The organism is Arcanobacterium hippocoleae (assembly GCF_040360365.1).
Taxonomy (GTDB): domain Bacteria; phylum Actinomycetota; class Actinomycetes; order Actinomycetales; family Actinomycetaceae; genus Arcanobacterium_A; species Arcanobacterium_A hippocoleae_A.
Genome location: NZ_CP136412.1, coordinates 612314 through 636097 on the forward strand (window position 1 = coordinate 612314; position 23784 = coordinate 636097).

Below are 23784 nucleotides of genomic sequence, written 5' to 3' on the forward strand. Positions count from 1 at the left end.
GTCCCTGTGGCGTACAATTGACGGTGATAGATCCCCGGTCAGGCCTCTAGCCCCTTGAGGGCGATGCACAAATGACCGGGGCCTTTCTTTTCTCGACTAAGGATTCCCATGCCCAAAAACTGGATCAGCTGCGAAGCGCAAGTAGCACTGCTGATCCAACGAGGCCTACATATTGAGGACGTGCCTGCGGCTATCGTATTTTTGTCACGGGTGGGTTACTACCGGTTCTCTGGGTATTTCCGCTACTGGCAGCGCGATCCACGCAACGGGGATAACCGTTTCATTGAAGGCGCTTCCTTTGAAAAAGTAAAGGCGCTCTACGAAGCAGAAGAAATCCTCGTGACCACTCTTGATGAAGTGCTCCACCCACTAGAAGTCCTGCTCAGAACAAGATTTGCTAACGCCTACGGCGAGATTGTCGGCTCAACAGGCGTGTTTGCACACGGTGAAGGCTTCACACAGTCGCCACTGCCGGGCGCTGAACGGGTAGAAGAACACGCGCTGGCTAACCTGGATCGCAGCAAGGAAACTTTCATCACGCACTACCGTGATGAAGTCAAACAAGGTAACCGGTACAAACCGCAAGCCTATGACCGCATGCCTATCTGGGTTGCGGTTGAGGCTTTTCCTTCGGCAGTTTGTCTCGCTTAATCGAAGCCTCAGGCCAATCCGGTGTGCTCGATCACATTGCCAACTCGATGAACACGTCTCGCAAGCTCTTACCAGGGCAGATACGATCTTTCGTTTATCTACGCAACAGGATCGCGCACTGCGCACGATTATGGAACCACTCCGTACTAGATGTGCCTGGCCTCCAACCCAACACAACCAGACGTGCCAAACAGCGCTACCGGAACTTCACCGACCACTCAATTTATAAAATCCTCATCGCCCTTGACGATATTTCCAACCGCTGCGGCCTACGCGAGCAATGGTTAGAAACCAGTATTGAACCCATCCTTGCTACCCATCCGCTCATAGCACAAGGTATCGCGCAACCTGCCAAGTATGGCGATATACCAGCAGACACATTACGTCACGCTTTCATATAAAACCCACACTCATACCCGTCCGCAGATAGTGGTAGACCTGCTGCCCAAGATGGGAGCGTGGACATCAGCTTGCAGGCATCAGTGACGGTGAAACCGGAAGCCACGGGTTCGTCGATGACGATTTCGTCGTGAACATGCATCACAATCCGATGCCCGGCATTAGCCACGGTTTGCATTGCGTGAACGAGTAGGTCGCGGGCGACGGCTTGGACGATATTCTCTGTCAGCTTCCCACCATAGGTTTCAAGTTGGCCCCACTTACGTCCTGTGGTTACGCCTTCGTAGGTGATGGACGTGCCACCGAACCTGTTCTCACCCAGCCTGGGTTTCACATATGCCAACCTGCGGCCAGACAGCAGCTTGATGAACATGATCCCGGCTTCCACAGTGAACGTCAATGAGCCAACGTGAGTGGGCTGTTGAGTAGAGATTGTCTCGATAGCGGCGGCATTGACGTCGGCCCATAGCTGGACGATGTTGGGGTTTGCTGCCCGCCATGCGTCTACCAACGGCTGCAACTCGGCTTCTTCCAGCCCCATGCGCAGCGCACCCATGGCTTTAAGCGCACCTACCCCGCCTTGATAACCACAAGCTAAAACTGCGATTTTCCCTTTTTGACGAAGCCCACTATTGGCCCCGTGTTTCTCGACTGGTACACCGAACATGCGTGACGCGGTTTCGCAATACAAATCCTTACCGTTACGGAAGGCTTCCAGGGTGGTGGTTTCGCCTGCCAGCCACGCGATAACGCGCGCCTCGATTGCAGAAAAGTCCGCCACGATAAACCGGTTGCCAGGGCTAGGAATGAACGCGGTACGGATTAGCTGGCTGAGCGTGTCGGGCACGGAGTCGTAGAGCAACTCCAATGCTTGAAGGTCGCCAGCTTTGACCAGTGCTCGGGCCTGGTCGAGATCTGGTAGATAGTTGCGGGGTAGGTTTTGGACTTGCACGAGACGGCCTGCGAAGCGTCCAGTACGGCCTGCGCCGTAAAACTGCAACAGTCCGCGTCCGCGCCCATCACTGCCTTGGACGTTTTGCATCGCCTGATACTTCCTCACCGAAGACTTTGCCAGGTCACCGCGCAGCTCCAAGACTTCTTTCACTTCGCCTGTGGCCGTATCGAGCGCTGTATCAACCTCGGCTTTCGACAACGACTCCAACTCGCAACCATGATCCCAAAGCCATTGTTTGAGCTGGATGGGCGAGTTCGGATTGGCCAACCCCGTCAACGCCTGCGCCCTCGCCAATGTTGCTGTGCGATGCTTGTCATCTAACGCGACAGCGGCATCTGCAAGCGTGTGGTCAAGGACAATCCCAGTGTCGTTAATACGCTGATCGAGTGCATAAGCGTCCCACTCACTCTCGGGCATCGGAAACGCTGAGAGCCGGTCATGGATAGCAAGTTCTACTTCGACATCACGGGCGTTATATGCGATGAAATCCTTCCAGCCTTTCGGATCAACAGATGGCAGATTCCTGCTTTTCCCGCCGTTGAGCACGGAGGGTGCGGCGGGTGTGCAAAACTGGCGGATGAGGCGCTTCCCGGCAGTGTCTTTTTGCACATCAAGGTCAAGCACGGTAGCGACGGCTTCCAGACTCATCGGCAAACCCAGGTAAGCGCTCCAGATCATGGTGCACCGCCACTGGCTTGGGTCAAGAAACCCCCGCGGCAGTATCTCAGGGTGGTGGCGGGTAAGCCAAGCAGATATGCAGACACGCTCGAAAGAAGCATTATGCGCCCACTTGGTCACCTCCGGATCCACCAACGCCTCCACCACCTCACCCGGCAGCGTCTCTCCCGATGCCAAATCGATGACCTTAACGGGGTTGCTGTCAATGGAGTAGCCGAACAATAGGATGTCGAAGTCTAAGTGTTCGGCATACGGGTACACGCCGCTTTTAGACAGGTTGACGGGACTGTAGGTTTCAATATCGATTGCAATGGAGTACATGAGGATGGTTCTTTCTCATAGAAACACATGGAGGGAACCACCACGCTTGGCAGCTCCCTCCACAAAATGGTCTGGCTAGTTCAGGAAATCATCGCCGCTGCTGAAATCGCCAAAATCGGATTCAGCCGAAACCCGGCCACCACCCAACGGTTCACCATCGCGCAGTTTTTGAATATTGCCCAACCCACACGCGATACCACGGTTACCGTTGGTATTGAACGCATAGAAACTGAGGCTCACGCGGGCGTAGCAGCCGGAATACACCTCGGAGCGATCCAGGATCGGCTGAACATACTCATCCACAATCTGCGGAGCCGTCACGGAATTAGCGTTAACAAAATAAGCATTCTTATACGCCTCGTCATCGCGCTCCACGTTACCGTCACGAAGCGGCAACTTGAGCGCTGCCTTATTCGGACGTTTGCCACCAAACTTCGCTATCCCTGCTTCGATAGCCGCGTCCACAGCCTTCTCAATCGCAGTAATCGTGGCTTTATCGGACTTCGGGATGATCAAAGAGACGGAGTATTTGGGTTTGCCGCCCTGGATCGAGTTTGGTTCCCACACATGGGCGTAGGACAGACGCACTTCTCCAGTGACCACACGGGTCGGATTCTGAGTAGACATGATTTGTTCTTCTTTCTATCTAGTTACTTGTTTTTCGTGAATTCGGTTTGTGCGCTCCAGATTTCGAGCGCAGGGCGTTTATCGGTATCAGGCACGAGCGTCGGCTTCCCGACCGGCTTGACCACCAAGTCACCGAGAACCTCGTTGAAGGTGGGTTTGCCCATCAGCTTTTCCATCGCCGTGAGCGTGATAAGCCTGCGATCATAGATATCGGCATAGCCAGCAGCCAGAGCCGCTTCGGCAACCTTGGTTTCGTCACTGTATTTACGGATTGATCGTCCGGCGACGAGCTTGAACCCCTCCCACGTCTTACCCTGATTCACGGCTTTCGATAGGGCGTATGCCTCCACGTCGGATGCCCAAGACTTAAGTTGTGGGATACGTGTAAGCACATCGGCAATCTCCACGTCGGACAGTTCTGCCGGTGGTGTGAACTCCAGCCTGGCAAACGCCAAGTTGGCCTCAGCACGTGCCCGACAGGTGGGCGCGATCTTGCAGAACTGACACCACGACCCTGCCTGAAATTCCCCTGACCTGTAGCGGCTAGCTCAGCCTTCGGTTTCACTTCGCTTTCGGCCCACGCCAGTAGGTCAGTAACGGGTATTTTCCAGGTGTCGACGTTATCGCGGCGGGGCTGGAAAATCGTCAAACGCACTTGCTCGAACTTGTACAAATCACCAAAAGCGTGGATTGCACCCAGGGCGTAGAGCATTAGCTGCGGATTATTCTCAGCACTTACTAAAACGCCTTGGCCGTATTTCAGGTCGATGATCTGCAAGGTCGGTTCAGCAATAATCACCGCATCGCCGGTACCGAAACCGTCCGGCACAATGTGGGAGAAGTCAAGGCGCTGCTCAATCAACACCCTCGCATCCACACACCCCTGCCGGGCTTGTCTGAACTGCTCAAGAACAAACAACACATAATCATCAGTCAGGTGCTCCATCTCCTCATCAACCCAGTCCGAGACAGGTTTAACCGTTGGCGCTTCATGCAAGGCGCGGCGTAACTTCCACTCCCCACGGGCGTGCGCAACGGTGCCCTGCTCCGCCGCTTGACTCGTGGTGCCTGGTAGCTTGGCTTCGAGTAGCGCCGAGCGTGGACAATTAAGCCAACGGTGAGCACCCGAGGCCGACAACAAAGCGTGTTGATCAGGCATGGCCAAGATCCTCAGCCTGAGTCAACAACCACCCATACCTGGCCGGATCAACCTCAGAAAGCCGATCCGCACCCGCCTGGACAATCAACTCCCGAACCTTGGCCGTCAACCCTGCTGCGGACAGTTCTGCGAGCTTGCCGCGCACCTGCTCCAACGACACCACCGACTCCGGCACAGAAGCAGGTTGCGGGGTTAGTGTGGGGGGGTTGGGTGCTGGGCTTCGTAGTCGGCGACCGCTTCCTCTAATGCAGGTTGTGCTAGTTGGGCAGCAGAGATAGGCCGCGCGCCGGGCATCCCGGCATGATCCTCCACGGATTCCCAGGCGGTATCCTCAATTGCGGCGGCTAGAGCGGTGTAGCCCTCGACTATCGTGTTAATCGCCCGGATAAACCGGTTCGCATCAGTGATATTCATTCGCAATCACCTGCCGGTTGTTTCAACACGCCAACCGCGTTCGCTAAAACGGTCAGGTCGTCGTCGGGTTGGATGATTTCAATGCTGCCAACCTGGTTGCCTGGTACAAGTACCGTCAACCGGTGTTTACGACCCAGTAGTCGGGCGACCAGGCGTTCGCGCAGCCCGACAGTGCGGGCAGAAACCAGCGAGTCCGGCTCTGCCTCACCAGTTAGCCTGACTTTCAGTTTTGGTTTTCCCATCACAAGTCCTCCTTGTGTTCGTAGTTGTGCAAACCCTGGATTGTTCGGGCTTGCACCTATACGCCCCTGGGCGGGGTGGAAACCGGACGGGTGGGTTGAAGAATTTCTCGTAGCTTTTCCAGGCCGCGTTTGACTGAACGTCCGATACTGTTCGCCCGGCGACTAATCTCCTCCCCGCTACCAGCGGGGTTTCCATTCGGGCTATCTCCACAAACGAGTAATGATCTAGGACATGTAGCCGGATGTAGCGTTGCTGATCTGGTGAAACATGGGACAGTATGTCGTCTACTGCCATAGCGTCATCGACTTGTTCCTGGCCTAACGAGATAGTGGTGTAGCGGTGGTTATCCTGGATTTCTACATCCCAGTTGCTGAATGAAATGACCTGGATACGCCGCTTTCTAGCATTTTCTGCCTCACGAAACTGTCGGTAAGCAGCCTTCAGATACGCAACCTTCCACGGCTGTACACAGGCTGGGTCGTACAATTGCGCGAGCACCGCCTCATCTGTGGGTGGGTCGACTAGCTCGATCCAGGCATACTGCTGCCTCCCAGTTTTCGACACTGTAGACGGCACCAGAATCTGAACATGAACGACACCAGCCGAACGGTTGGTTCTAACCGAGTACGGGACGTCAGGCTCAATATTTGGTTGTGGCTGCATTCGGGTTTTCCCTTCTTGTGGAAGGGAGACCCGCTTGAGTAAGCAAGCTCGGTGTCAACTAGTCAGAGGGTTTTGGGCAGAGAAACGAGAAGGCAGGAACCCAACACATGGGTTCCTGCCACTTGCTTCTCTTGCGTGTCTCCCTGACGGTTGACCGCCTCGTGTGATCAGCACGCGGCACTATGTAGGAGCACCTGCCACGGAATGTGGCCGATTCACCTCATGGGGCTCATGCCGTCGACTGCCTGAGCCCTTTCCTCCAGACATCGCGTCGAGACCGTGTCGTATCTGTCTTCTTCTGCTAATGCAGTAAAATGTGAAGAAGTTCTACACAAACGCGATCCCGAATGGTGTGCCCGGAGATCTGTTTTCAGGCTACGAACACAGCTGTTTGGAACCGTGAGAAAACGTGATGGGCTTTCGTGAGGAGTCGTGAGATTTTCGATGGCAGGAGGGTGATGAAGTTCTTTGAACTGGCCGACGCTCTTCATCCGCTCGTGCCTGGCGGGCTCGCTCGCGCACCGTATCTGCGAGAACTGATCTCAATGTTTACAACTGTTACTGAGACTGAGTGGACTACGCGGGCTGACCCCTCGTTTCTACCGAGCGACGCGACCTTAGAAAGAATGGCCTCAACTGACAGCGCTTTCACTAAGAAGCTCGCAAAAGCGATAACCGCACGTTGGGGAATCAAGAATTTTGTAAACATTCTTGACGGGCTGGAGCTGGAAACTCAGCAATTGATTACCGATAACATCGCCGCATACGGTGAGCAGGTTCGGCTCGATCATTTCCCAGATGATGTTGCGCGACTACTTGTCGAGATCATTCACGACAAGGCCGGCATCGATAAGGGCAAGGAGGCAGTGCTTGAAGAGATCGCTATTCAAACAGCTCGTGTTCGATACGAAAAACTCGTTCTCGCCCGCTCACGAGGTTGCACTAAATGCAGCAGGCCGCTAGGTATTTCTTCCCACGGGCAGCAAACCGACTCCTACACGATAGTTTTCCTTGATGCTGATCAAGATGAATACACCGCAGAGGACTTTGCCGCACTATGTAAACCGTGTGCAGAAAGATACGAGCTAAGCCACACGCCACAAGACATCGCCGAACTGCGTAGAGCTAACAGATTTCTGTCCTTGAACGATCATGTCGATGAGCACCTTGTTCCACTTGGCTTAGACCAGAAAATTGCCGACCTACTGATAGCGATATACAACCTGCCGGTGGAGAATCTTGCCCCAAACATCACCTACGACGTGATGCCGATGCAGGAAAAACTCGATGACACAAGGCTTGTTCGACGCGTGCGAGACCACATGAGTATCTACGAATCAGTTGTTCGTGAAAAAGCTAAATCTCTCGAAGAAGTAGGAAAACTTGATTTTGAGCGGATGCGAGACGACATTTGGGGCGCGTGGCGAGTTCTCGTCGATGCAGGGTTGAGCCAAGATGAGATATGGTCACGCCTAACCGAGTGGATTCACCGGCACACAAATGTTGATGAATATGCATGCGGCGTTGTGGTGTCGTTCCTGACGCAAATCTGCGAGCTATTCAAACCAAGGAGGCAGATACTGTGATCCGCCTACCCAACAAGCTATACCGCTTCAATGAATCAGTGCTCGCAGACTTCGTCACCATCCTCAAAACTCTCGGTAGTGAGCCTGTGCCGGTTCTTGACCTACAACGCAGGCTGGCCGACAAGCTACACACCGAAGACCTCATAGATGCTCTTGCGTTGTTGCTTACGTTAGGTGCGATTCACTTAGATGCCAGCAAAGGAGTGATTCTTCGTGCTCACTAGACTCTGGTCACCTGCATTCACACAGGAAGGAAAACCCCGCCCCGTCATCAATCTGCATACCGGATTGAACATCATTGAAGGCGCTGACGAAGCACAAAACTCCATCGGCAAGTCAACACTGCTGCAAATCATCGACTTCGTCTACGCTGGGAAAGATTTCCTGGACTCCGACGCTGTGCGACTCCCGCAAGCCGTCGGCCATCACGCAATACACTTCTCCCTCAGACTGAACAATAAAGACCATCACTTCGTCCGTGCTACCGACAGGCCTGGGTTCGTGACTCGCTACCACGACCCAAACTGGCAGGAGTTGGATCGGGACTACGAGCTTTCTGAATACCAACAGTTCTTGCTCGACGAATACGGTCTCGGGGATACCGGCGGCACATGGCGTGAACTGGTTGGGCGGTTCAGCCGCGTCGACGAACGCGACATGGCCCTACTCGACAGGCCACTAGCCGCAGCTGCACGCGCCAACGACATTGACGGCTCTAAAGCACTACTTCGGCTCTTCGGTGCATACGAGGAGATAGACAAGATCCAATCCCGCTACGACCAGGTACGCAAAGAAGTCGACGCGCTCAACGCAATGGCCAAAGGTAAATACTCCAACTACATCAAACTCACCACGAAAAAGAACGCGCCGCGGCACAACGAGAACTCATCGAAACCAGAAGCAAAGCCAAACAGCTACGCACCCACGCAGACCTCGACCTATTCAAAGCCGAACAACAAGCACGCCAAGAACAAGCACTCAAACGCGCAGAAATGCGTCCATTAGTTCAGGAACTAGACGCGATCAATAGCCGTCTTACAATCGTTGAAGCCACACTTTCAGGTCAGACTCGTATCACAACCCGCGACCTAGAAGAGTTCTACGAATTCTTCCCAAACGCTAACCGAGAATCACTCGAAACAATCGAGTACTACCACCACCAGCTCACCGGCATCCTCGAAGAACAACTCCTCGAACAACAACACCACTACCGTGTGCAAGCCGCACAGCTGAACCTCGCCATCAACAATCTCAAAGCACAAATCTTGACATTGGGAGAATCAGTATCTCTCGACGATGAAACCTATGACCAGTCCGCCCAACTGCAAGCGCAGATAGATCGCCTCGATGAGCAAATTCGCACCTATGACCACAATCAAGAACTCAAAGCCGAACGCAAACAACTCAAACAGGCGATAGACGAAGCAATCCCGAAGCTGCTCGGGAACTTAACCGACACAATCAACGCTGAAATGAAAGCCATCAACGACGCGCTCTACCCGGCAAAACATCGTAAAAGCCCGTTATTTGCATTCAAAGCAGCCGCCAAAGGCGTGTCATACACGTTCGACCACAACGGCGACACAGGATCCGGAGCTAAAGCAAAAACCTCATCGTTTTCGACCTTGCCGTGCTCACCACCACACCGCTGCCGTTTGTCATTCACGACTCAGCAATCATCAAACCCGTAGCCTTCGCGCCGGTACGTGAACTACTCAACATCTACGCCCACACCCGCACCCTGACCAGCGGAGCACACGAACCCAAACAAGTATTCTTCTCCTTCGATGCCGCCAAAGCATACGGCACAGGAGCAGAACAAACCGTCGCAGAAAACCAAATCATCCACCTCGGTGAAGACACCGAAGCACTCTACGGATTCACATGGAACACCGAAGAAGAAGGAGACGAAACGAAATGACCATCACCTTCAAACCCTTATGGAAACTCCTCATCGACCGCGACATGACCCGCGAAGAACTACGCCTAGCCACCGGCCTATCACCAGCAACCATCGCCAAACTAGGACGCGACGGCAACGTCACCACAGACGTCCTCGCCAGGATCTGCACCACCCTAGAATGCGACATCAACGACATCTGCGAAGCCGTGCCCACCGAACAACCGTTGCCACACGAAGCAGCCGAGAAGGAGGCTTAACATGTCGAGATTGACTGACCTGATGCGTCAACTCCACGCCACAGACCCGCAACTCGGTGCAGACCTAGAATCCGAGATCAGAGCACTCACCAAGCGACGTAGCTTTGGTCTGGTATTTGAACGCCACCAGCCAGAAGCCGTAGAACTGCCCGGTATCAAACCCAAACGTGGCAGCAAAGTACGAATCCTTGAACCTCGCGGCTCACTCAAGAAGGGCGATAATCGCCTGTGGCTTATCGAGACAATTGGTTATTATGAGAAACTGGTCGAGTCTGCCCATTTTTATGTAATCTAATCTATTTACATAAAAAGTAGACTTGTGAGATGTTCGATGAAATTGCCGAATAAAATCATCGAAAACTAGCCTGTTATTGCTTGATTCTTAACTAGTTCGCGATAAACATCATACTGTTTCATTAGAATGTCATGCTGCCCCTTCAGTGACCATGCAACCATCATCAATCATATATCGACAGAGGACAGCATGAGTATCGCTACAAACAGCAGTTTCCAGCGAACTATGAACTTGCATTGCCTTGTGTGAATGTTGTCAATTTGTAGGGCAGTTGTTGTCGATGTTTTCTTGGAATCCTGAAGGGTCTCCGAGTTTGGCGCGGTCAAGATAGTCTTTGAAGAATCTACGTGTGGCATCGTCGGCGCGTTCGGGGCTCATGTAGCCCATCTCAGGTACTTTGCTGAGCTGCTCGATCGCTTCATTAGCTTTGTCTGTGTCTGTGGCGTAGTTCTTGAGCCATTCTCGTTCCCATGCGCATTCAAACAGAAGAGAAGCGCGTGTGTCTCCATAGCCGGTTTGGAATGATAGTTCTGTATCCTCACCTTCGAGATCTGCTGGTGGAATGTATGAATCTGGCCAGTCTAGTCGGGCAACGGATTCTTTATATTCTTTGTTTATGACCTCGTAGGAAACAATGCTGCGCTCTTTGGAACTCTGCAGTTCTTCTTTTTGAGCACAAGCAGTTATTGACAATGCAGATGTACACACAAGTAGCATTCCAATAGTTCTTGTTCGCTTATTTTTGCTGTTCATAGTGTGTAGTGTTCCTTTCTTTTATTGTTTCGATTATCGTAAAGCTAGAGCGGGTTGGAGTCGTGCCGCGCGTATAGCTGGCGCGATTGAGCCGATAAGAGCAGTGATGATGGCAGCTCCTACTGCTGCTATCGCCGCAAAATATGGGTATTCTGGTTTGGGGCTTGGGCTGTCTGCTGGAAGGAACGTGGGGATACTTTCCACAATTGTGATTGAGAGCGCAATGGCTACGCTGGAAACTATGGCAGCAAGTAGGATAGATGAGCCTATGACTTGCATGGCAACAGATCCTCGTGTTGCTCCCAAAGCGCGTCGGATTAGCAGTTCATGTGCGCGTTGTTCAATACTAGCAAGACCTATATTTATCAGCCCGATAGCAGCAACAACAAGCAGCAATACTGAGGTGAGGATAAAACCTAGGGAAATGATGCGCAATACTCCCTCGTAGTCTTGAGAGTCGGTGCGGCTAATCGTGTTAGTCGTGCCAGGGGCATAGTCGTGTAGTAAATCTGCGATAAGAGTGGAACGCTGTTCATTCGTCCGAGAAGAGGTATCGTGCCAATAGAAAACGGCATTCGTACTGCTCCATAAGTGAGGAGCTAGCGTCGCCAGAGCTTCCACATTCACGTATATTCGTGGAAAGCTCAATCCGTCGTTGACGATTCCCCTAACTTCAAGCGGGGTCGGTGTAACTGTTGATTTAGTTGTGATATAGGCATAGGAACGGAGAGGGAAATTCTGGGCGGCAGGCTTGTTTGCCACTATTTCCAAACGAGGCATTTGATTGGCTGGTGTTAACCAATGCCCCTGCACGATTGGTAAATTGTACACCTGCGCATAGTTCGCCGTTGTGTAAACCGTATCAATACTCAGCCCGTTGGAGAGGTCTTCCCTTCTAGGCGGATTGTCTAAACTGCGGTTAGTAACATAGGAATGTTCTTCATCTGGAGTAAAAGCCAACGCTACGTGTAAATTATGCTGCTCGAGCGCGCCGATTAGGTTAGACAAGGCAGATGAATCGGTGAAGTTCGGAGAACTAATCGACATCGAATAAGTGGGCGCTCGCCCATGAAGCTGTTCAACAGTTGAGGCAAGGTATTCTTTTCCGATAGTTCCAGCTAGCACGGAAACAATCACAGCAATAATTCCGATGAGCATCGAAAATCCAGTGAGGAACGCTCGTCCTGGAGAAATTCGCAGATCCTGGATAATCATTTTAAGCATGGGTAAGCCTTCCAGAATCCATATACATCAGGTTTTCACAACGTGCCGCCACGTCGGTATCGTGAGTGACGAGCACAAGCGTGGTACGCGAGGATTTCACCAGTTCCATCAACACGTTCAAAACTTGTATCCCCGTATCCGTATCGAGCGCTCCTGTAGGCTCATCACATATCAATAATTCAGGGCGTAGCACTAACGCGCGCGCAATAGCTACTCGCTGTTGTTCGCCACCAGAAAGACTTCCAGGATACTCCTTACTGCGTTCTGCCAAACCAACATCTTCAAGAGCCTGTCGAATACGATCAAATCCCTGCTTACGTGAAAGGTTCTCGCGCGAATAGTGCAAGCTCAAATCTACGTTTTGGGCTACATTGAGGTGACGGATAAGAGAATAATTCTGGAATACGAAACCAATTTTACTGCCACGCAGCTTTGAACGCTTCCGATCACTCAAACCAGAAACATCACAGTCTCCATACATATAGCGACCAGTAAATTCTGAGTTCAACAAGCCCAGAATAGAGATAAGACTAGTCTTTCCTGATCCTGATTTCCCAACGATCGCGTTCGACGTGCCGCGAATAATACTCAAAGAAACATTATCTACTGTTGTTAAAACCTGGCGACGTCCAAGGTTTACCCTTGCAGTGACATCTTCAAGCTCAAGCAGCCTTTCACACATGGACTATTTCTTTCGCGGATCAAGATTAGGAGCAACAGCACTAATCGTATCGCCATCGCTTAGCCCAGAAGTGATTTCAATATAGGCTCCGTCCGTTACACCCAAACCAACTTCCACGAGGGAACTATGCCCGTCTTTTACTAAAGTGACAGAGCCTTTTCCTGTTCTGCCTGCAACAGCACTCACTGGTACTGCCAGAACATCAGCTCTAGCTTGCCCAGTAAGCACCACCGTTGCCAGTTGCCCAGGACGCACTGGCTGATCTTTCCCAATTAGACATAACACGGTTTGCGAAGCAACTCGCGGCCTTAATCTTTGCTCTGAATCAGATTCGGAAAGCTGAACTTGTCTAGGCGAATACTCCTCGAACATAGACGAAGCATCTTGAACGTTAGCATTAGTAATAATTGCAGCATCAGAGATTTGAAATTCTGTATTTCGCGATACTGCTGCGGTTGAAGCGTTGTCTACTGGCTCCTGATCTCCAGGTGAAGCAAGAATAGCTTTCACCTCAGTGGGACCAAGCCCATTTTTAATCTGAAACTTCCCAGTCAATGACTCAATAGGAGCAACCGATAAAAGCATAGAAGCATCCACAGCGAAAGCAAACCCTGATATTCCAACTCGAAAACGGGGTAATACGCTGGAATATCTTCAGATGCCTCTCCAACTCTGCGTACAATGGCATCTACAGGCGATTTAATCTCCACGCCATTGTTCCACCCCAACGCTTGATCAGCTTTTACAGAGTCGTTTTCTTTAACCACGGATCGGTAAGTGCCACGCTGAGACGTCGAAAGGACAAAAGATGTCGCTTGTTCTACAGTCGCGTTCGAGGAATACGTTGGCGCAATCTGGCGTTTTTCCACAGAAACTGTTGAGGTACCCTGAACGTCACTAGTATCTTCTGCCTTATGCGTGTCTGGGTCACCAGCAGTGCATCCACACAGAAGCAAAACCATTGACGCCAGACACGCAAAGACAGCTCTCGTAACTGAAATTTTCATGATTTCTTATGCTTAGTAAGTAAGGTCACCACCCCATGTTCTATCGCAGAACCAGCTACATGCTTTCATCCGACCTTGGAACGCGAAGCGAGTGCCTTGCAGAATGTTGTCCCAAGATTTTGCGCCTTTGGTATTCCATTGCAGTGTGTCTGTAAACTGTGGACCACCTGACTGTTTCATGTTTCGCAGCCCTAAACGAAGGTGTCCGCTAGGCATATCGTTAATACTCAAGCTGATCGGCCCATTGAAGGTATGTGTGCGAGTGTAATCGTATTGAACAAGAGATCCAGAAGTATTGAGCTCGCCTGAGACATAAGAATTGTCTGCATAGGCAATGCCAGTACCGCCTGCGAGCATTGCAATCGTAGCAGTTGCTGCGAAGATTCGTTTCCTAAGTGACATGATTCATCTCCTTGGGTGTAGGGTATGCTGGAAAGTTCCCGCGTATCCCACTTTAATGTGTCTCTATATGAGACGGAATACCCCAGAATTGGGGTATAGCTTCGATTCTGGAGCATAGATACACTGAATGTGAAGATGGTCAGGCTGTCATAGGAGATATCATGCGGGTTCTTCTGTTGTGTATTCTTGTGTTTTTCTTACCGAGTGCAGGAGCTGATGGGAGTGTAGGTGTAGATCTTTCGCATCATGGAGAGAACTACATGACTCATGTGGTTGTTACCGCTCATCCAGTGTGCAAAATCTTCCCATGGCTATGCCGATAAATAGTGCTATAAACCTAATCTCTAGTAGAGGCAAGAACCTAAGTTGCACCATTTTTTAAGGTTTTGTTGTTTGTTTGTGCTGGTCAGAGGGTTTTAGTTGGTGGTTTTGGGTCACTAAGTGTGTGGGTAGGATGGAGGTGTGTCCCCGTTTTTGCGTAGAGTGCGTACTGCTTCTGGTGCGACAGCGGTCCAGCTTGTAGCCAAGGAAGGCCGAGCAAACCGTGTGTTGGAGCATATTGGTTTAGCGCACAACGAGGCCGAGTTGGCGGTTTTATTGGAAGAGGGACGCAAAAGATTACGCCCCGAGCAAGGCGAATTATACTTATTCGCCCAAGATAACACTGGCAGTCGCAGAGCCGTAACCAGCAGTAAACGCAGTACCCTGCTGTGGTCTGTGCTCCGTGATGCTTACCGTGCCCTAGGCGTCGATGCTGTTATTGAAGATGTAGCGTTTGAGCAGTTGGTGTTGGCGCGGATTGTGGAGCCTGCGTCGAAGGCGGACACGGTTAGAGTATTGGACGAGCTTGGCGTTAGACCAGCACATCGTAATACGTTCAATAACTGTCTACGCCGCTGCGGGAGCGCAGATTACCGTCCTAAAGTCGCCGGGGCGTGTTTTGCTCACGCCACTAAATCCGGTGACCTGTCCCTCGTGTTGTATGACGTGACTACGCTGTATTTGAGGCTGAGGGCGAGGACGAGGACTGGGACGAGAACCAAGGCCTACGTAAGGTTCGGTGCTTCGAAGGAAATAAAGCGGAAACTAATACTATTTTGCCAATAATCCAGGGCTTCCAAGCACGGCACAACATTGAAGGCCTAGTTGTGGTGGCGGACGCGGACATGCTTTCCGCCGCCAACCTTACGGCTCTGGACGGGGCTGGTTTCCGGTTTATTGTGGGAACCCGCCAGACCAAAGCGCCTCACGATTTGGAATCGCATTTCTACTGGCATGGGGACGACCTCCAAGAAGGACAAGTAATCGATACTGTTACCCCAAGGCACGTCAACTCGAAAGTGAACAGTAAGCGGCTCAAGGCCGAATCCGTATGGGACGAGGCCATGGAGTCATCTTGGCGGGCAGTATGGGCATACTCGGCTAAGCGTGCCCACTGGGATGAACGCACCCTAGAAGCGCAGCGTCGCCGCGCCCTAGCCGCTATAGAAGGCACGAAGCCAACGCGTAAACCACGGTTCGTGAAACAAGGTAAGACCGGGGCTTGTTTTGACCAGGCAGCTTTTGACCGCACCCTACCGGCCGCGGGGTTGAAAGGCTACGTCACCAACATCCCCGCCACCCTCATGCCCCTAAACGAAGTCATCAGTTTATACCACGACCTGTGGCACGTGGAGCAATCCTTCCGCATGAGCAAAACAGACCTGAGAACCCGACCAATATTCCGCCACCAGCGAGACGCCACCCAAGCCCACCTCACCATAGTCACCACAGCCCTAGCCATATCACGCTGCCTCTACCAAAAGACCGGGATAAAAACGAAAAAACTAGTGCAAAGCCTGCGGCCTTTCCAGGAACAAACCATCCAATACCTCGGCTTCGAAATCCAATCCAGCGCCCCAATCACCCCAAAAGCCCAAAAATCCTCGACTCATTGGGGCACTAAGATTGTGCAACTCGGGTGTAAAATCTTCCCATGGATACGCTGATAAATAGTGCTGTAAACCTAATCTCCAGCATAGGCAAGAAGCTCAAAAGCAACGGGCTTTTCTGTCTCATCTTCTGGTTTCTTCTGGTTTTCATTGCTGTTGTAGATTTGTATTTCCTGGGCGGGGCGGATTCTTTCATAAGTGGAGCAGGCGTGCTACTCTTGCTTGTTACCTCTACGCTGATTCCTTTACATCCTCGGCTGTACGGATGGATTTTTCTCCTGCTTGATACTGCGTTCATCATTACTCCAGCTACCTCTGTAGGCATCCTTGGTTATGTATGCGTTGTGGTCTTTTTCTTTGGGGTTGGCATAGCTACAAGATTGACGCCATTTTAGGGGCGTTGCCTTTGCTTGGAGGCTTTTGGTTTTCGGTTTCGTTTCAGCTTCCAGCTACTTTGATGTTGCTACTTATGCTCGGCACTGGATTTATCCTGGGGCGTATTATGCGTCGTTCTGCAGAGGAACGAGATGCTGCGGTAGCACAATTGTGGAAAGCGAAATTGCAGAGCTTAGAAGAAGCACAACGGCTGAAAGCTAATCTAGCTATGCAGTTGCATGACTCTTTAGCTGGAACTTTATCTGTGATAAGCAAGCTTGCTGAATCAGTGCGACAAGAAGCAGGAATAATTGACCACACCTCATTAGGGAGAAAGCTAGTTTTTAGAGAAACAAACTCGCGTGTCGCTGAAAGAGCTTCGAGAAATTATTCAACTACTAGATGACACAAACCAATCTAACGATCAAGGAATTAGCTTTATTTCTACACTGGCACGAATGGAAAGTATCGCTTCAGCCGCAGGAATTAATCTCGAACTGGACTATAGGGCTAAGGATTTGGAGCAGCTTCCACTGGAAATAAAGAGCGTGTTACTAGCATTTGTCCGGGAAGTGTCAACCAACTTAGTCAAATATGCTGCGCCGTCAACAGATGCTGTTTTGAGTATTTTCTATAGCACAGACACGATTGAAGTGATGGTGAAGAATCAGTATCACACAGCACTGCGCGATTCAGTGATTAGTTCAGGCAGGGGACTCAACAATCTTCGAGAAAAGTTTGAATTCGCTGGAGGCGAGTTAGACATATGGAGCGTAGATAACTGGTGGCATGTGCACGGCGAACTTCCACTCGAGAAAGGCAATATAAATGCTCTCCAACAGTCTTAACAACACAAAAAACCAAGACTGATAGTACCGGAACCTAAAGCGGATATTTTGCGGGTAATTTTTGCGGACGATTCTCACATGTATCGTGAGCAGCAAAGCGATTTGTTGCGAAACTTCCCCAGTATAGAACTCGTTGGAGTTGCCAGCTCTGGGATTAAGCTTTTAAATATTGCACAATCTGTAGAGTGGGATGTGGCATTGCTCGATATCGCTATGCCGACATTAGACGGAATTGAAACTCTGAAACGGATAATAGATATTCGCCCTGAGGCTATAGTTTTGATGCTTACTGCTTTTGAGCGTCCACACACGCTTCGTGAAGCATTAGCTGCCGGAGCGAAAGGTTTTATCACCAAAGAAACATCAACTGAAGAAATTGTGTCGGCACTACACAATGCCTATAACGGGAAAACTGTGCTTGATCAACGCCCAACAGACATACTGCTGAATTATTATATCCAAGGCAACCAGACACGTATTGATGAAGATTTTGCTAAACGAGTAAAAACCCTACCTGACCGTTTATATAAAATTGCACAGTATCTCGCTAAGTCGTACACAAATCGAGAAATCGCCCGAGCCACAGGTTTATCTGAACACACAGTAGGAAGCTACGTGCGTGACACCATAAATATACTAGAGGCCAGACGCGGAGAAATAGCCGTCAAAATGCAAGAACTAAACCTAGGAGATTAACTGCTCCTCCATATCATGCTTACTAAGGGCATGTTACAGATGGAAGCTAAGCTGCCCATAAGGGCTGTGCGAACCTGTGACAGTTCTACTGGCAGTTCAGAGATGAAAAATAATACGAATACAGGTGCGCCACACACATCGATACAACTTATATGCGCCAGAGCTAACTTTTACGCGACAGAGTAGTGTGCTTGGGAATTTTCGCCACTTTTGCCTGGGCGCTGTCGGCGTGACGGCGAGACCTGCCAAGCGAATCTGACCCGTTCACCTCATCGTCCTGCACCTTGGGCGCTGTTTTGGCTTGTTATCAAGCGAAAAAGCCCATTCAATCCATCGCTGTCACGCTACCAGCGTTGTATCATCTTCGGCAGTTACATTACTGCCCACCCCTTTCTTCGCTGTCCGTTCAACTGCCGCATTAAGTACCTCCCACTCGGATCGCATCTGCAACAGGCGAGTCTTGCCCGCTTCTGCCAGCTCGTAGATTTTCCTCGGCGGCCCCACCGGAGACTCCTCCCAAACCGTGACAACCAACCCCGATTTACGTAGGCACGCAAGCAGCGGATATAGCGTCCCCGCAGAAACCTCCAACCCCGCCTCATCACGAAAACGCTCCACAAGCTGACCCCCATACGAAGGACAAGACGCCAGCAGCCCGAGCGCAATCAACTCAATGGCACCTTTACGTAACTGCGACTCACCCACCCGCACTCCTTTGCCTAACCTAGTTGCTTGTATAACATACAACCACGAAATGAGATGAACAGAGCATCTTTCACCGAGCACTCAGCCCCTTTTCACCGACACTCAGCCATCCCAGCAAAAACTGCGTTTCGGCTTCAACTTCAAACCTTTTAACACCCACCCAAACCTTTTAGCGCCAAGCCATACTTTTTAGCAGAACCCACACTTTTTAGCGGCTACCCCATTCAGCCGCCCTAACGCCACCAAAACCAGACTTTGCAGGTACTCTACTACCCCAGCCAAGAGCACCACGAACCATCAAGCAAACCGCCAATAACGCCCTGACAAGGCATTTCACCCACCCAAGGGTAGAAAAATAGGACGCCCACTTTGTATCAAAATGAGCGTCCTAATGGTGGAGATGCAGGGAATCGAACCCTGGTCCGATAATGCAATACCCAAGACTTCTCCGGGTGCAGTCTGCTAAACGTTGTTTTTGGCTCCAGCACTCACGCAAACAAGTTGCTGACAAACCTAGTTCGCTAAAAGTTCACTGCAAATCACGAACAAATCTGCAGCGCAGTGGCTTCCATAAAAACGACGCCAGTTCACTTACGCGAAAGCTACGTAAGGCTGACGGACTCCTTTAAATGCGCTCGCGCTTAGGCAGCGAGGGCGAAGTCGTTATGCTGCTTGTTTGCAACTAATTTTCGTACAGAATCGTTAAAGAGATGACTGTACATCCTCTACCCGCTTCTCTTCGGCCTTCATTACCGTCGAAACCGATCATCCCCATATTCAGTTATCAATTCGTCCAGCTGAATCTTCATGCCATTATCAGCATTAAAAAATCACCAACAATGAAAACAGCTAATTCAGCAAACGCATTAACCTGCAAGCCAGTCTAGCCCATACCTCGATAAAATCTAGCGCGCCGCAATATGCAGCAAAACAAAAACATGACAAAGCCATCTACTAAAAATGCAGTTATCTGCAGATACCGCTTCCAATTCCCCGCAGCACAGAGCGAAACTACAACTAAGTTCGGCTCTCACGCACCACATTCACAAAATCAAAGCTAAATACGCCCACGCTTATGCGCATCAGACATTGCGCGCGCAGTATCTCGTTCATCTTGCTTTCGCCGCAATGTCTCGCGCTTATCCCAATCTTTTTACCGCGTGCAAGAGCAATCTCGATTTTCACTCTGCCGCGTACAAAATACAGCTCAAGTGGTACTACCGTCGTGCCTTTATCACGCACTTTCAAACGCAAATTATCGATCTCGTACTGATGTAATAAAAGCTTCCGCTTTTGCGTCGGAGCATGATTCGTCCATGATCCCATCGCATATATCGGAATATTACAGCCAACTAGCCAGGCTTCTCCCCGACGGTCGAACTCGATCCATGATTCCGTCAGTGAGGCACGCCCCATCCGCAGCGCCTTTACTTCGGTACCGGAAAGTACCAGGCCCGCCTCATAGATTTTGTCAAGATGGTAATCATGACGTGCTTTCTTGTTGCGGGCAACGATTTTCTTTGCATCGGCTTCAGCCTTTGCTTTCTGTGCCGGAGTGAGCTTTCCGTTAGCCCGGTTCAATTTTCCAGCCATCTCATCCTCCGATTATCTCCAATATGCTTTATCTCCGGTATCTTTAATACCGAATCGCAACCAGCGGCAACAAACTTCCCGCAAAACACACTGCTTACAACTCACACTGCCTGCAAAACACAGTACCGACAAATCACGATACATACGAATATACTTAAACTAACTAATTCACCGCAAACAGCACGAAATATACCCGTCGGCAATAGGCGGATTACATAATGACGCAATGCGCCGGCGAAGCACCGCAAAACACGGACAAAATAAAAGTCCAAGAACCGCATCTGCCGCATTTACCGCACGTATACCAGGTATTTTGTACCGCAGCATCAATTAAAATCCGGCTTGTGTTACAGCGCGGAAGAAATCACCATCATCCAATAATCGACATCGCGTTAATTGGCGTACCATTGCGCCACAGTTCAAAATGCAGATGGCATCCAGTAGACCAGCCGGTAGTGCCGGTTAGCCCAATCTGCTGCCCTTTTTGGATCTTCTGCCCCACATGTACATCCACACGTGAAAGATGCATATGCACAGTCACCCACGATGAACCGTTAACCATGCCGTGATTCATGTAAACGGCATTCCCTCCAGTAAAGCCGGAAGCAGCTGAATAAATCTTCCATACTGTTCCAGACATCGCTGCACGCTGCACATCACCGCAGCGAGAGCGAAAATCAACGCCGCGATGCAGCTCGGGCCGATGCGAGACCGGATTTATCCGATATCCAAACGGAGACGTCACATATAACGGACGCGGCAATGGCGGCTGAATCCACCCGTCTGTTGCCACAATCGAGCCGCTGTTCGCTCCGCCGGAATTAGCTTTTCCAGCTGCCGCTGCTGCTGCGGCTGCCCGCCGCCGATTTTCAGCGTCAATAGCCGCAATCTGTGCTTTAATCTCAGCCTGTTCTTTTTCATGTTTGCGGATTGAATCCTGAATCTCACCTTTCTGACCTTGTAATTCAGCTACAAAATTCTCATATTCGGCTTGTAAAGCGTCAAGCTTTTCACGCTTTTTTGCGCTTCATTCTTGATTTGCGCACGTTTTTCCACAATCTCATCAGCGACACGTTTTAAATCAGAAATCACATCTTCGACGGCATCCTGCCGAGCTTCACGGTTTGCAGCTGCAGCGCTTGCTTTTGCCTGCTTATCAAGCATATTCGTCTGCGTCCGAGTAATCGCACTATTTGCCCGATACGCATTTATAAAGTCTTCAGCTGAGCGGGTGCCGATAATTAGCTCCACTGATGACGGAGCAATATCGCCGCGGTAAGTTGCACGCGCAAGTTCACCAAGTGACTTTAGGGAAGCATTCTGTGCAGTGAGGGCCGTCTGCTTGTCTTGTTTAATTGTTTCTAGTTCTTCTTGCGCAGAGTGAAGTAACGCCGTATTCTTTTGCGATTCCCGCTCAGCTGCCGAAAGTTCTGCTTGTGCTTTTGCAAGCTCCGACTCGGCTTCTGGAATTTTATTTTTAGTTTCGGTTAGCTTCAAAAAGTTTCTTGCACATGCACATCGAGACCGGTTATTTCTGATTTCAACTTTGCGATTTCGTTCTCTTGTGCTTTTTCCTGTGCAACCAGATCATCACGATCTGCAGCAATTGCAGCACCGCTGTTGAAAGTCACTGCAATTCCTGCCGTAATCAGCGCGCATACAGAAATAACCGAGATAAATTTCTTCTGATTAATAACTTTCATGGATACTCCAAACTTCCTTGAGTCTGCTGCCGCAATTAAAAATATTTTTTCTTCAACATATTGGTTGGAATATTCTGAATCAGAATCGGCCAAGATGTTATACGCGCGTATATCTGCGTAAGGCGAGGAAAGATGCAAATGATGCAATCACAATTGCGGCGATTATCAAAATCGGCGCCAGCAGGAGCACATTTTTACGTTCACTACCTGCACCCATGTGCCGGAGAACCAATCTTGAATAAAGAACTCGACAATTGACCAGAGAGTAATAATTGCCAGCAATGCACCGAAAACTGATGCAATTACTCCCTCAAGAATAAACGGGGTTTGAATCATGCGATTAGTTGCTCCAACATAACGCATAATCTCCGTCTCATTCCGACGGAACATTGCCGAAAGCCTGATTGTGGAAGGAATTAAAAGCATCGCCGTAACAATCATTACCGCCGCAAGCCCTCCGGCAATCAGCGTGAAACGATTCAGCACATTAAAAAGCGGTTCAAGCTGCGCACGCTGATCAACTACAGATTCCACGCCGTCGCGTCCTTGCAAAGCGTCTGCCACAACCTGGTATTCCTGCGGGTTAATCAATTTTACGCGGAATGAAGCTTGCATCTGCTCTTCAGTCATCGTATCCGCCCAAGCGGTGTCAGCCATCTGTTCCTTGAAAGCTTTTAGCGCATCGCTCTTGTTCTCGTAGTACACCTCTTGCACGTACGGTTTCATATCAGCGGACTTAAGATAAGTTTCTATTGCCGCAATCTGCTCTGCATTAGCTTCTCCGCCGGCGCATTGCGGACGTGAAGAGTCTGCTGGACACATGAATGCGGAAACTTCAACCTTGTCATACCAGTCATTTTTCAAGTTTCCGATTTGGGTTTGCAAAAGTACAGCTGCCCCCACAAAAAGCAGCGAAACAAAAGTGACGAGTGTTACAGAAAATGCCATCGCCATATTTCGCCGTAAGCCCTTTATTGTTTGTCCGAGGATGAAGCGAAGTCTCATTAGTGGGTACCTCCATACACGCCGCGCTCCTGATCGCGCACCACTCTCCCATCGACAAGTTCAATCACGCGCTTCCGCATCTGATTCACAATTTCGCGGTCGTGAGTTGCCATGACGACGGTTGTGCCCTGCCGGTTAATCCGATCAAGCAGCTTCATAATTCCAAGGGCTGTCTGGAAATCCAAGTTTCCTGTCGGTTCATCTGCGAGCAATAAATCAGGTCGGTTAATCATTGCGCGTGCGATTGCCACACGCTGTTTTTCACCGCCGGAAAGTTCGTTCATTCGCCGTTTTTCTTTCCCGTCAAGCCCGACCAATTCCAGCACGTAAGGGAGTTCTTTCTTAATATGATGTTTCGGCCTGCCGATTACTTGCATTGCGAGCGCAATATTTTCCGATACGTTCGCATCGGGAAGGAGTCGGAAATCTTGAAAGACTGTGCCGATTTGCCGTCTTAAGAGCGGAACTCTCCGTGCGGAAACTTTATTCAAATTTTTCCCAAGTACAAAGACTTTTCCAGCGGTTGGGCGCACTTCAGCCGAAATCAATGAGAGCATTGTTGATTTTCCAGAGCCGGAAGCACCGACGAGGAATGTGAATTCTCCGCGGTCAATATTTATACTGACATCATTTAGTGCCGGCAGCGCGCCTTTTTCGTAAAGTTTTGTTACGTTTTCGAATGTAATCATGTTCTTCAATTGCAATCGGA

26 protein-coding genes, 1 other RNA gene and 4 pseudogenes are annotated in these 23784 nt (G+C 50.4%); 13 read left to right on the forward strand and 18 right to left on the reverse strand.

Annotation, left to right across the window (positions count from 1 at the left end):
* The first annotated feature begins 108 nt into the window (after positions 1–108).
* Positions 109–1052: pseudogene (locus RQN30_RS03220) on the forward strand (Abi family protein).
* Here RQN30_RS03220 and RQN30_RS03225 read toward each other — a convergent pair.
* From RQN30_RS03225 to RQN30_RS03245, 5 genes and pseudogenes are all read right to left on the reverse strand, one after another.
* Entirely contained in the window at positions 1037–3004 is a 1968-nt protein-coding gene (locus RQN30_RS03225) for a DNA polymerase (RefSeq protein WP_353061220.1), read from the reverse strand. The pseudogene RQN30_RS03220 and the gene RQN30_RS03225 sit on opposite strands and share 16 nt — an antisense overlap.
* A gap of 75 nt (positions 3005–3079) precedes the next feature.
* Complete coding sequence (locus tag RQN30_RS03230; protein WP_353061221.1) at positions 3080–3631, reverse strand: DUF2815 family protein; 552 nt, start codon at positions 3629–3631, stop codon at positions 3080–3082.
* Positions 3632–3654: 23 nt separating this feature from the next.
* Positions 3655–4790, reverse strand: a pseudogene (locus RQN30_RS03235) (DUF2800 domain-containing protein).
* A 192-nt stretch (positions 4791–4982) separates the two neighbouring features.
* Entirely contained in the window at positions 4983–5204 is a 222-nt protein-coding gene (locus RQN30_RS03240; RefSeq protein ID WP_353061222.1) for a hypothetical protein, read from the reverse strand.
* Complete coding sequence (locus RQN30_RS03245; RefSeq protein WP_353061223.1) at positions 5201–5446, reverse strand: hypothetical protein; 246 nt, start codon at positions 5444–5446, stop codon at positions 5201–5203. The genes RQN30_RS03240 and RQN30_RS03245 overlap by 4 nt, the downstream gene beginning before the upstream one ends.
* A 1122-nt stretch (positions 5447–6568) precedes the next feature.
* Between RQN30_RS03245 and RQN30_RS03250 the strand changes: the two genes are divergently transcribed.
* The 7 genes from RQN30_RS03250 to RQN30_RS03280 all read left to right on the forward strand — a co-directional run bounded on the left by RQN30_RS03250 (position 6569) and on the right by RQN30_RS03280 (position 10151).
* A complete protein-coding gene (locus tag RQN30_RS03250) occupies positions 6569–7696 on the forward strand; it encodes an ABC-three component system protein (protein WP_353061224.1) in 1128 nt (375 codons plus the stop codon).
* Positions 7627–7920 carry an ABC-three component system middle component 7 gene (locus tag RQN30_RS03255; RefSeq protein ID WP_353061225.1) on the forward strand — a complete coding sequence of 98 codons (294 nt, stop codon included), beginning with the start codon at positions 7627–7629 and terminating at the stop codon, positions 7918–7920. The genes RQN30_RS03250 and RQN30_RS03255 overlap by 70 nt, the downstream gene beginning before the upstream one ends.
* A gap of 64 nt (positions 7921–7984) precedes the next feature.
* A complete protein-coding gene (locus tag RQN30_RS03260; RefSeq protein ID WP_353061226.1) occupies positions 7985–8701 on the forward strand; it encodes a hypothetical protein in 717 nt (238 codons plus the stop codon).
* Positions 8689–9387 carry a hypothetical protein gene (locus RQN30_RS03265; protein ID WP_353061227.1) on the forward strand — a complete coding sequence of 233 codons (699 nt, stop codon included), beginning with the start codon at positions 8689–8691 and terminating at the stop codon, positions 9385–9387. Before RQN30_RS03260 ends, RQN30_RS03265 begins: the two co-directional genes overlap by 13 nt.
* Positions 9327–9617 (forward strand): hypothetical protein, encoded by a 291-nt coding sequence (locus RQN30_RS03270; protein ID WP_353061228.1) that lies wholly within the window; start codon positions 9327–9329, stop codon positions 9615–9617. The genes RQN30_RS03265 and RQN30_RS03270 overlap by 61 nt, the downstream gene beginning before the upstream one ends.
* On the forward strand, positions 9614–9856 hold the full coding sequence (locus RQN30_RS03275) for a helix-turn-helix domain-containing protein (RefSeq protein ID WP_353061229.1): 243 nt from the start codon (positions 9614–9616) through the stop codon (positions 9854–9856). Before RQN30_RS03270 ends, RQN30_RS03275 begins: the two co-directional genes overlap by 4 nt.
* 1 nt (position 9857) lies before the next feature.
* A complete protein-coding gene (locus RQN30_RS03280) occupies positions 9858–10151 on the forward strand; it encodes a hypothetical protein (RefSeq protein ID WP_353061230.1) in 294 nt (97 codons plus the stop codon).
* 255 nt (positions 10152–10406) lie between these two features.
* Here RQN30_RS03280 and RQN30_RS03285 read toward each other — a convergent pair whose 3' ends face one another.
* From RQN30_RS03285 to RQN30_RS03305, 5 genes are all read right to left on the reverse strand, one after another.
* Positions 10407–10904: a hypothetical protein gene (locus RQN30_RS03285; protein WP_353061231.1), complete on the reverse strand. Its 498-nt coding sequence runs from the start codon at positions 10902–10904 to the stop codon at positions 10407–10409.
* Between the two features lie 33 nt (positions 10905–10937).
* Entirely contained in the window at positions 10938–12128 is a 1191-nt protein-coding gene (locus tag RQN30_RS03290; RefSeq protein WP_353061232.1) for an ABC transporter permease, read from the reverse strand.
* Positions 12121–12810, reverse strand: a complete 690-nt coding sequence (locus RQN30_RS03295) for an ABC transporter ATP-binding protein (protein WP_353061233.1) — start codon at positions 12808–12810, stop codon at positions 12121–12123. The genes RQN30_RS03290 and RQN30_RS03295 overlap by 8 nt, the downstream gene beginning before the upstream one ends.
* A 3-nt stretch (positions 12811–12813) precedes the next feature.
* Positions 12814–13407, reverse strand: coding sequence for a hypothetical protein (locus RQN30_RS03300; protein WP_353061234.1), 594 nt, complete (start codon positions 13405–13407; stop codon positions 12814–12816).
* A gap of 422 nt (positions 13408–13829) precedes the next feature.
* Positions 13830–14219, reverse strand: a complete 390-nt coding sequence (locus RQN30_RS03305; RefSeq protein ID WP_353061235.1) for a hypothetical protein — start codon at positions 14217–14219, stop codon at positions 13830–13832.
* Between the two features lie 161 nt (positions 14220–14380).
* On the opposite strand from RQN30_RS03305, the gene RQN30_RS03310 reads away from it, so the two are divergent.
* The 5 genes and pseudogenes from RQN30_RS03310 (at position 14381) to RQN30_RS03330 (ending at position 18069) form a co-directional block, all read left to right on the forward strand.
* Entirely contained in the window at positions 14381–14542 is a 162-nt protein-coding gene (locus RQN30_RS03310; protein ID WP_353061236.1) for a hypothetical protein, read from the forward strand.
* A 139-nt stretch (positions 14543–14681) separates the two neighbouring features.
* Positions 14682–16207 (forward strand): annotated as a pseudogene (locus RQN30_RS12505) (IS1634 family transposase).
* 280 nt (positions 16208–16487) lie between these two features.
* The gene (locus RQN30_RS03320; RefSeq protein WP_353061238.1) at positions 16488–16931 is read left to right on the forward strand and encodes a sensor histidine kinase; all 444 of its coding nucleotides are present in this window, start codon (positions 16488–16490) and stop codon (positions 16929–16931) included.
* The gene (locus RQN30_RS03325) at positions 16888–17373 is read left to right on the forward strand and encodes a sensor histidine kinase (protein ID WP_353061239.1); all 486 of its coding nucleotides are present in this window, start codon (positions 16888–16890) and stop codon (positions 17371–17373) included. Before RQN30_RS03320 ends, RQN30_RS03325 begins: the two co-directional genes overlap by 44 nt.
* 48 nt (positions 17374–17421) lie before the next feature.
* Positions 17422–18069, forward strand: a complete 648-nt coding sequence (locus RQN30_RS03330; protein ID WP_353061240.1) for a response regulator — start codon at positions 17422–17424, stop codon at positions 18067–18069.
* Positions 18070–18408: 339 nt separating this feature from the next.
* On the opposite strand, the gene RQN30_RS03335 is transcribed toward RQN30_RS03330, so the two are convergent.
* From RQN30_RS03335 to ftsE, 8 genes and pseudogenes are all read right to left on the reverse strand, one after another.
* Positions 18409–18774 (reverse strand): helix-turn-helix transcriptional regulator, encoded by a 366-nt coding sequence (locus RQN30_RS03335; protein WP_353061241.1) that lies wholly within the window; start codon positions 18772–18774, stop codon positions 18409–18411.
* A 392-nt stretch (positions 18775–19166) separates the two neighbouring features.
* Positions 19167–19547, reverse strand: a transfer-messenger RNA (tmRNA) gene (gene ssrA, locus RQN30_RS03340).
* Positions 19548–19831: 284 nt separating this feature from the next.
* A pseudogene (smpB, locus tag RQN30_RS03345) lies at positions 19832–20367 on the reverse strand (SsrA-binding protein SmpB).
* A gap of 370 nt (positions 20368–20737) precedes the next feature.
* Positions 20738–21160 carry a M23 family metallopeptidase gene (locus RQN30_RS03350; RefSeq protein ID WP_353061242.1) on the reverse strand — a complete coding sequence of 141 codons (423 nt, stop codon included), beginning with the start codon at positions 21158–21160 and terminating at the stop codon, positions 20738–20740.
* A gap of 176 nt (positions 21161–21336) precedes the next feature.
* Positions 21337–21864 (reverse strand): coiled-coil domain-containing protein, encoded by a 528-nt coding sequence (locus RQN30_RS03355; RefSeq protein ID WP_353061243.1) that lies wholly within the window; start codon positions 21862–21864, stop codon positions 21337–21339.
* The gene (locus RQN30_RS03360; protein ID WP_353061244.1) at positions 21861–22070 is read right to left on the reverse strand and encodes a hypothetical protein; all 210 of its coding nucleotides are present in this window, start codon (positions 22068–22070) and stop codon (positions 21861–21863) included. Before RQN30_RS03360 ends, RQN30_RS03355 begins: the two co-directional genes overlap by 4 nt.
* Before the next feature lie 165 nt (positions 22071–22235).
* Positions 22236–23075: a permease-like cell division protein FtsX gene (gene ftsX / locus RQN30_RS03365; protein WP_353061245.1), complete on the reverse strand. Its 840-nt coding sequence runs from the start codon at positions 23073–23075 to the stop codon at positions 22236–22238.
* Positions 23075–23764 carry a cell division ATP-binding protein FtsE gene (ftsE, locus tag RQN30_RS03370; RefSeq protein ID WP_353061246.1) on the reverse strand — a complete coding sequence of 230 codons (690 nt, stop codon included), beginning with the start codon at positions 23762–23764 and terminating at the stop codon, positions 23075–23077. The genes ftsX and ftsE overlap by 1 nt, the downstream gene beginning before the upstream one ends.
* Positions 23765–23784: the final 20 nt, after the last annotated feature.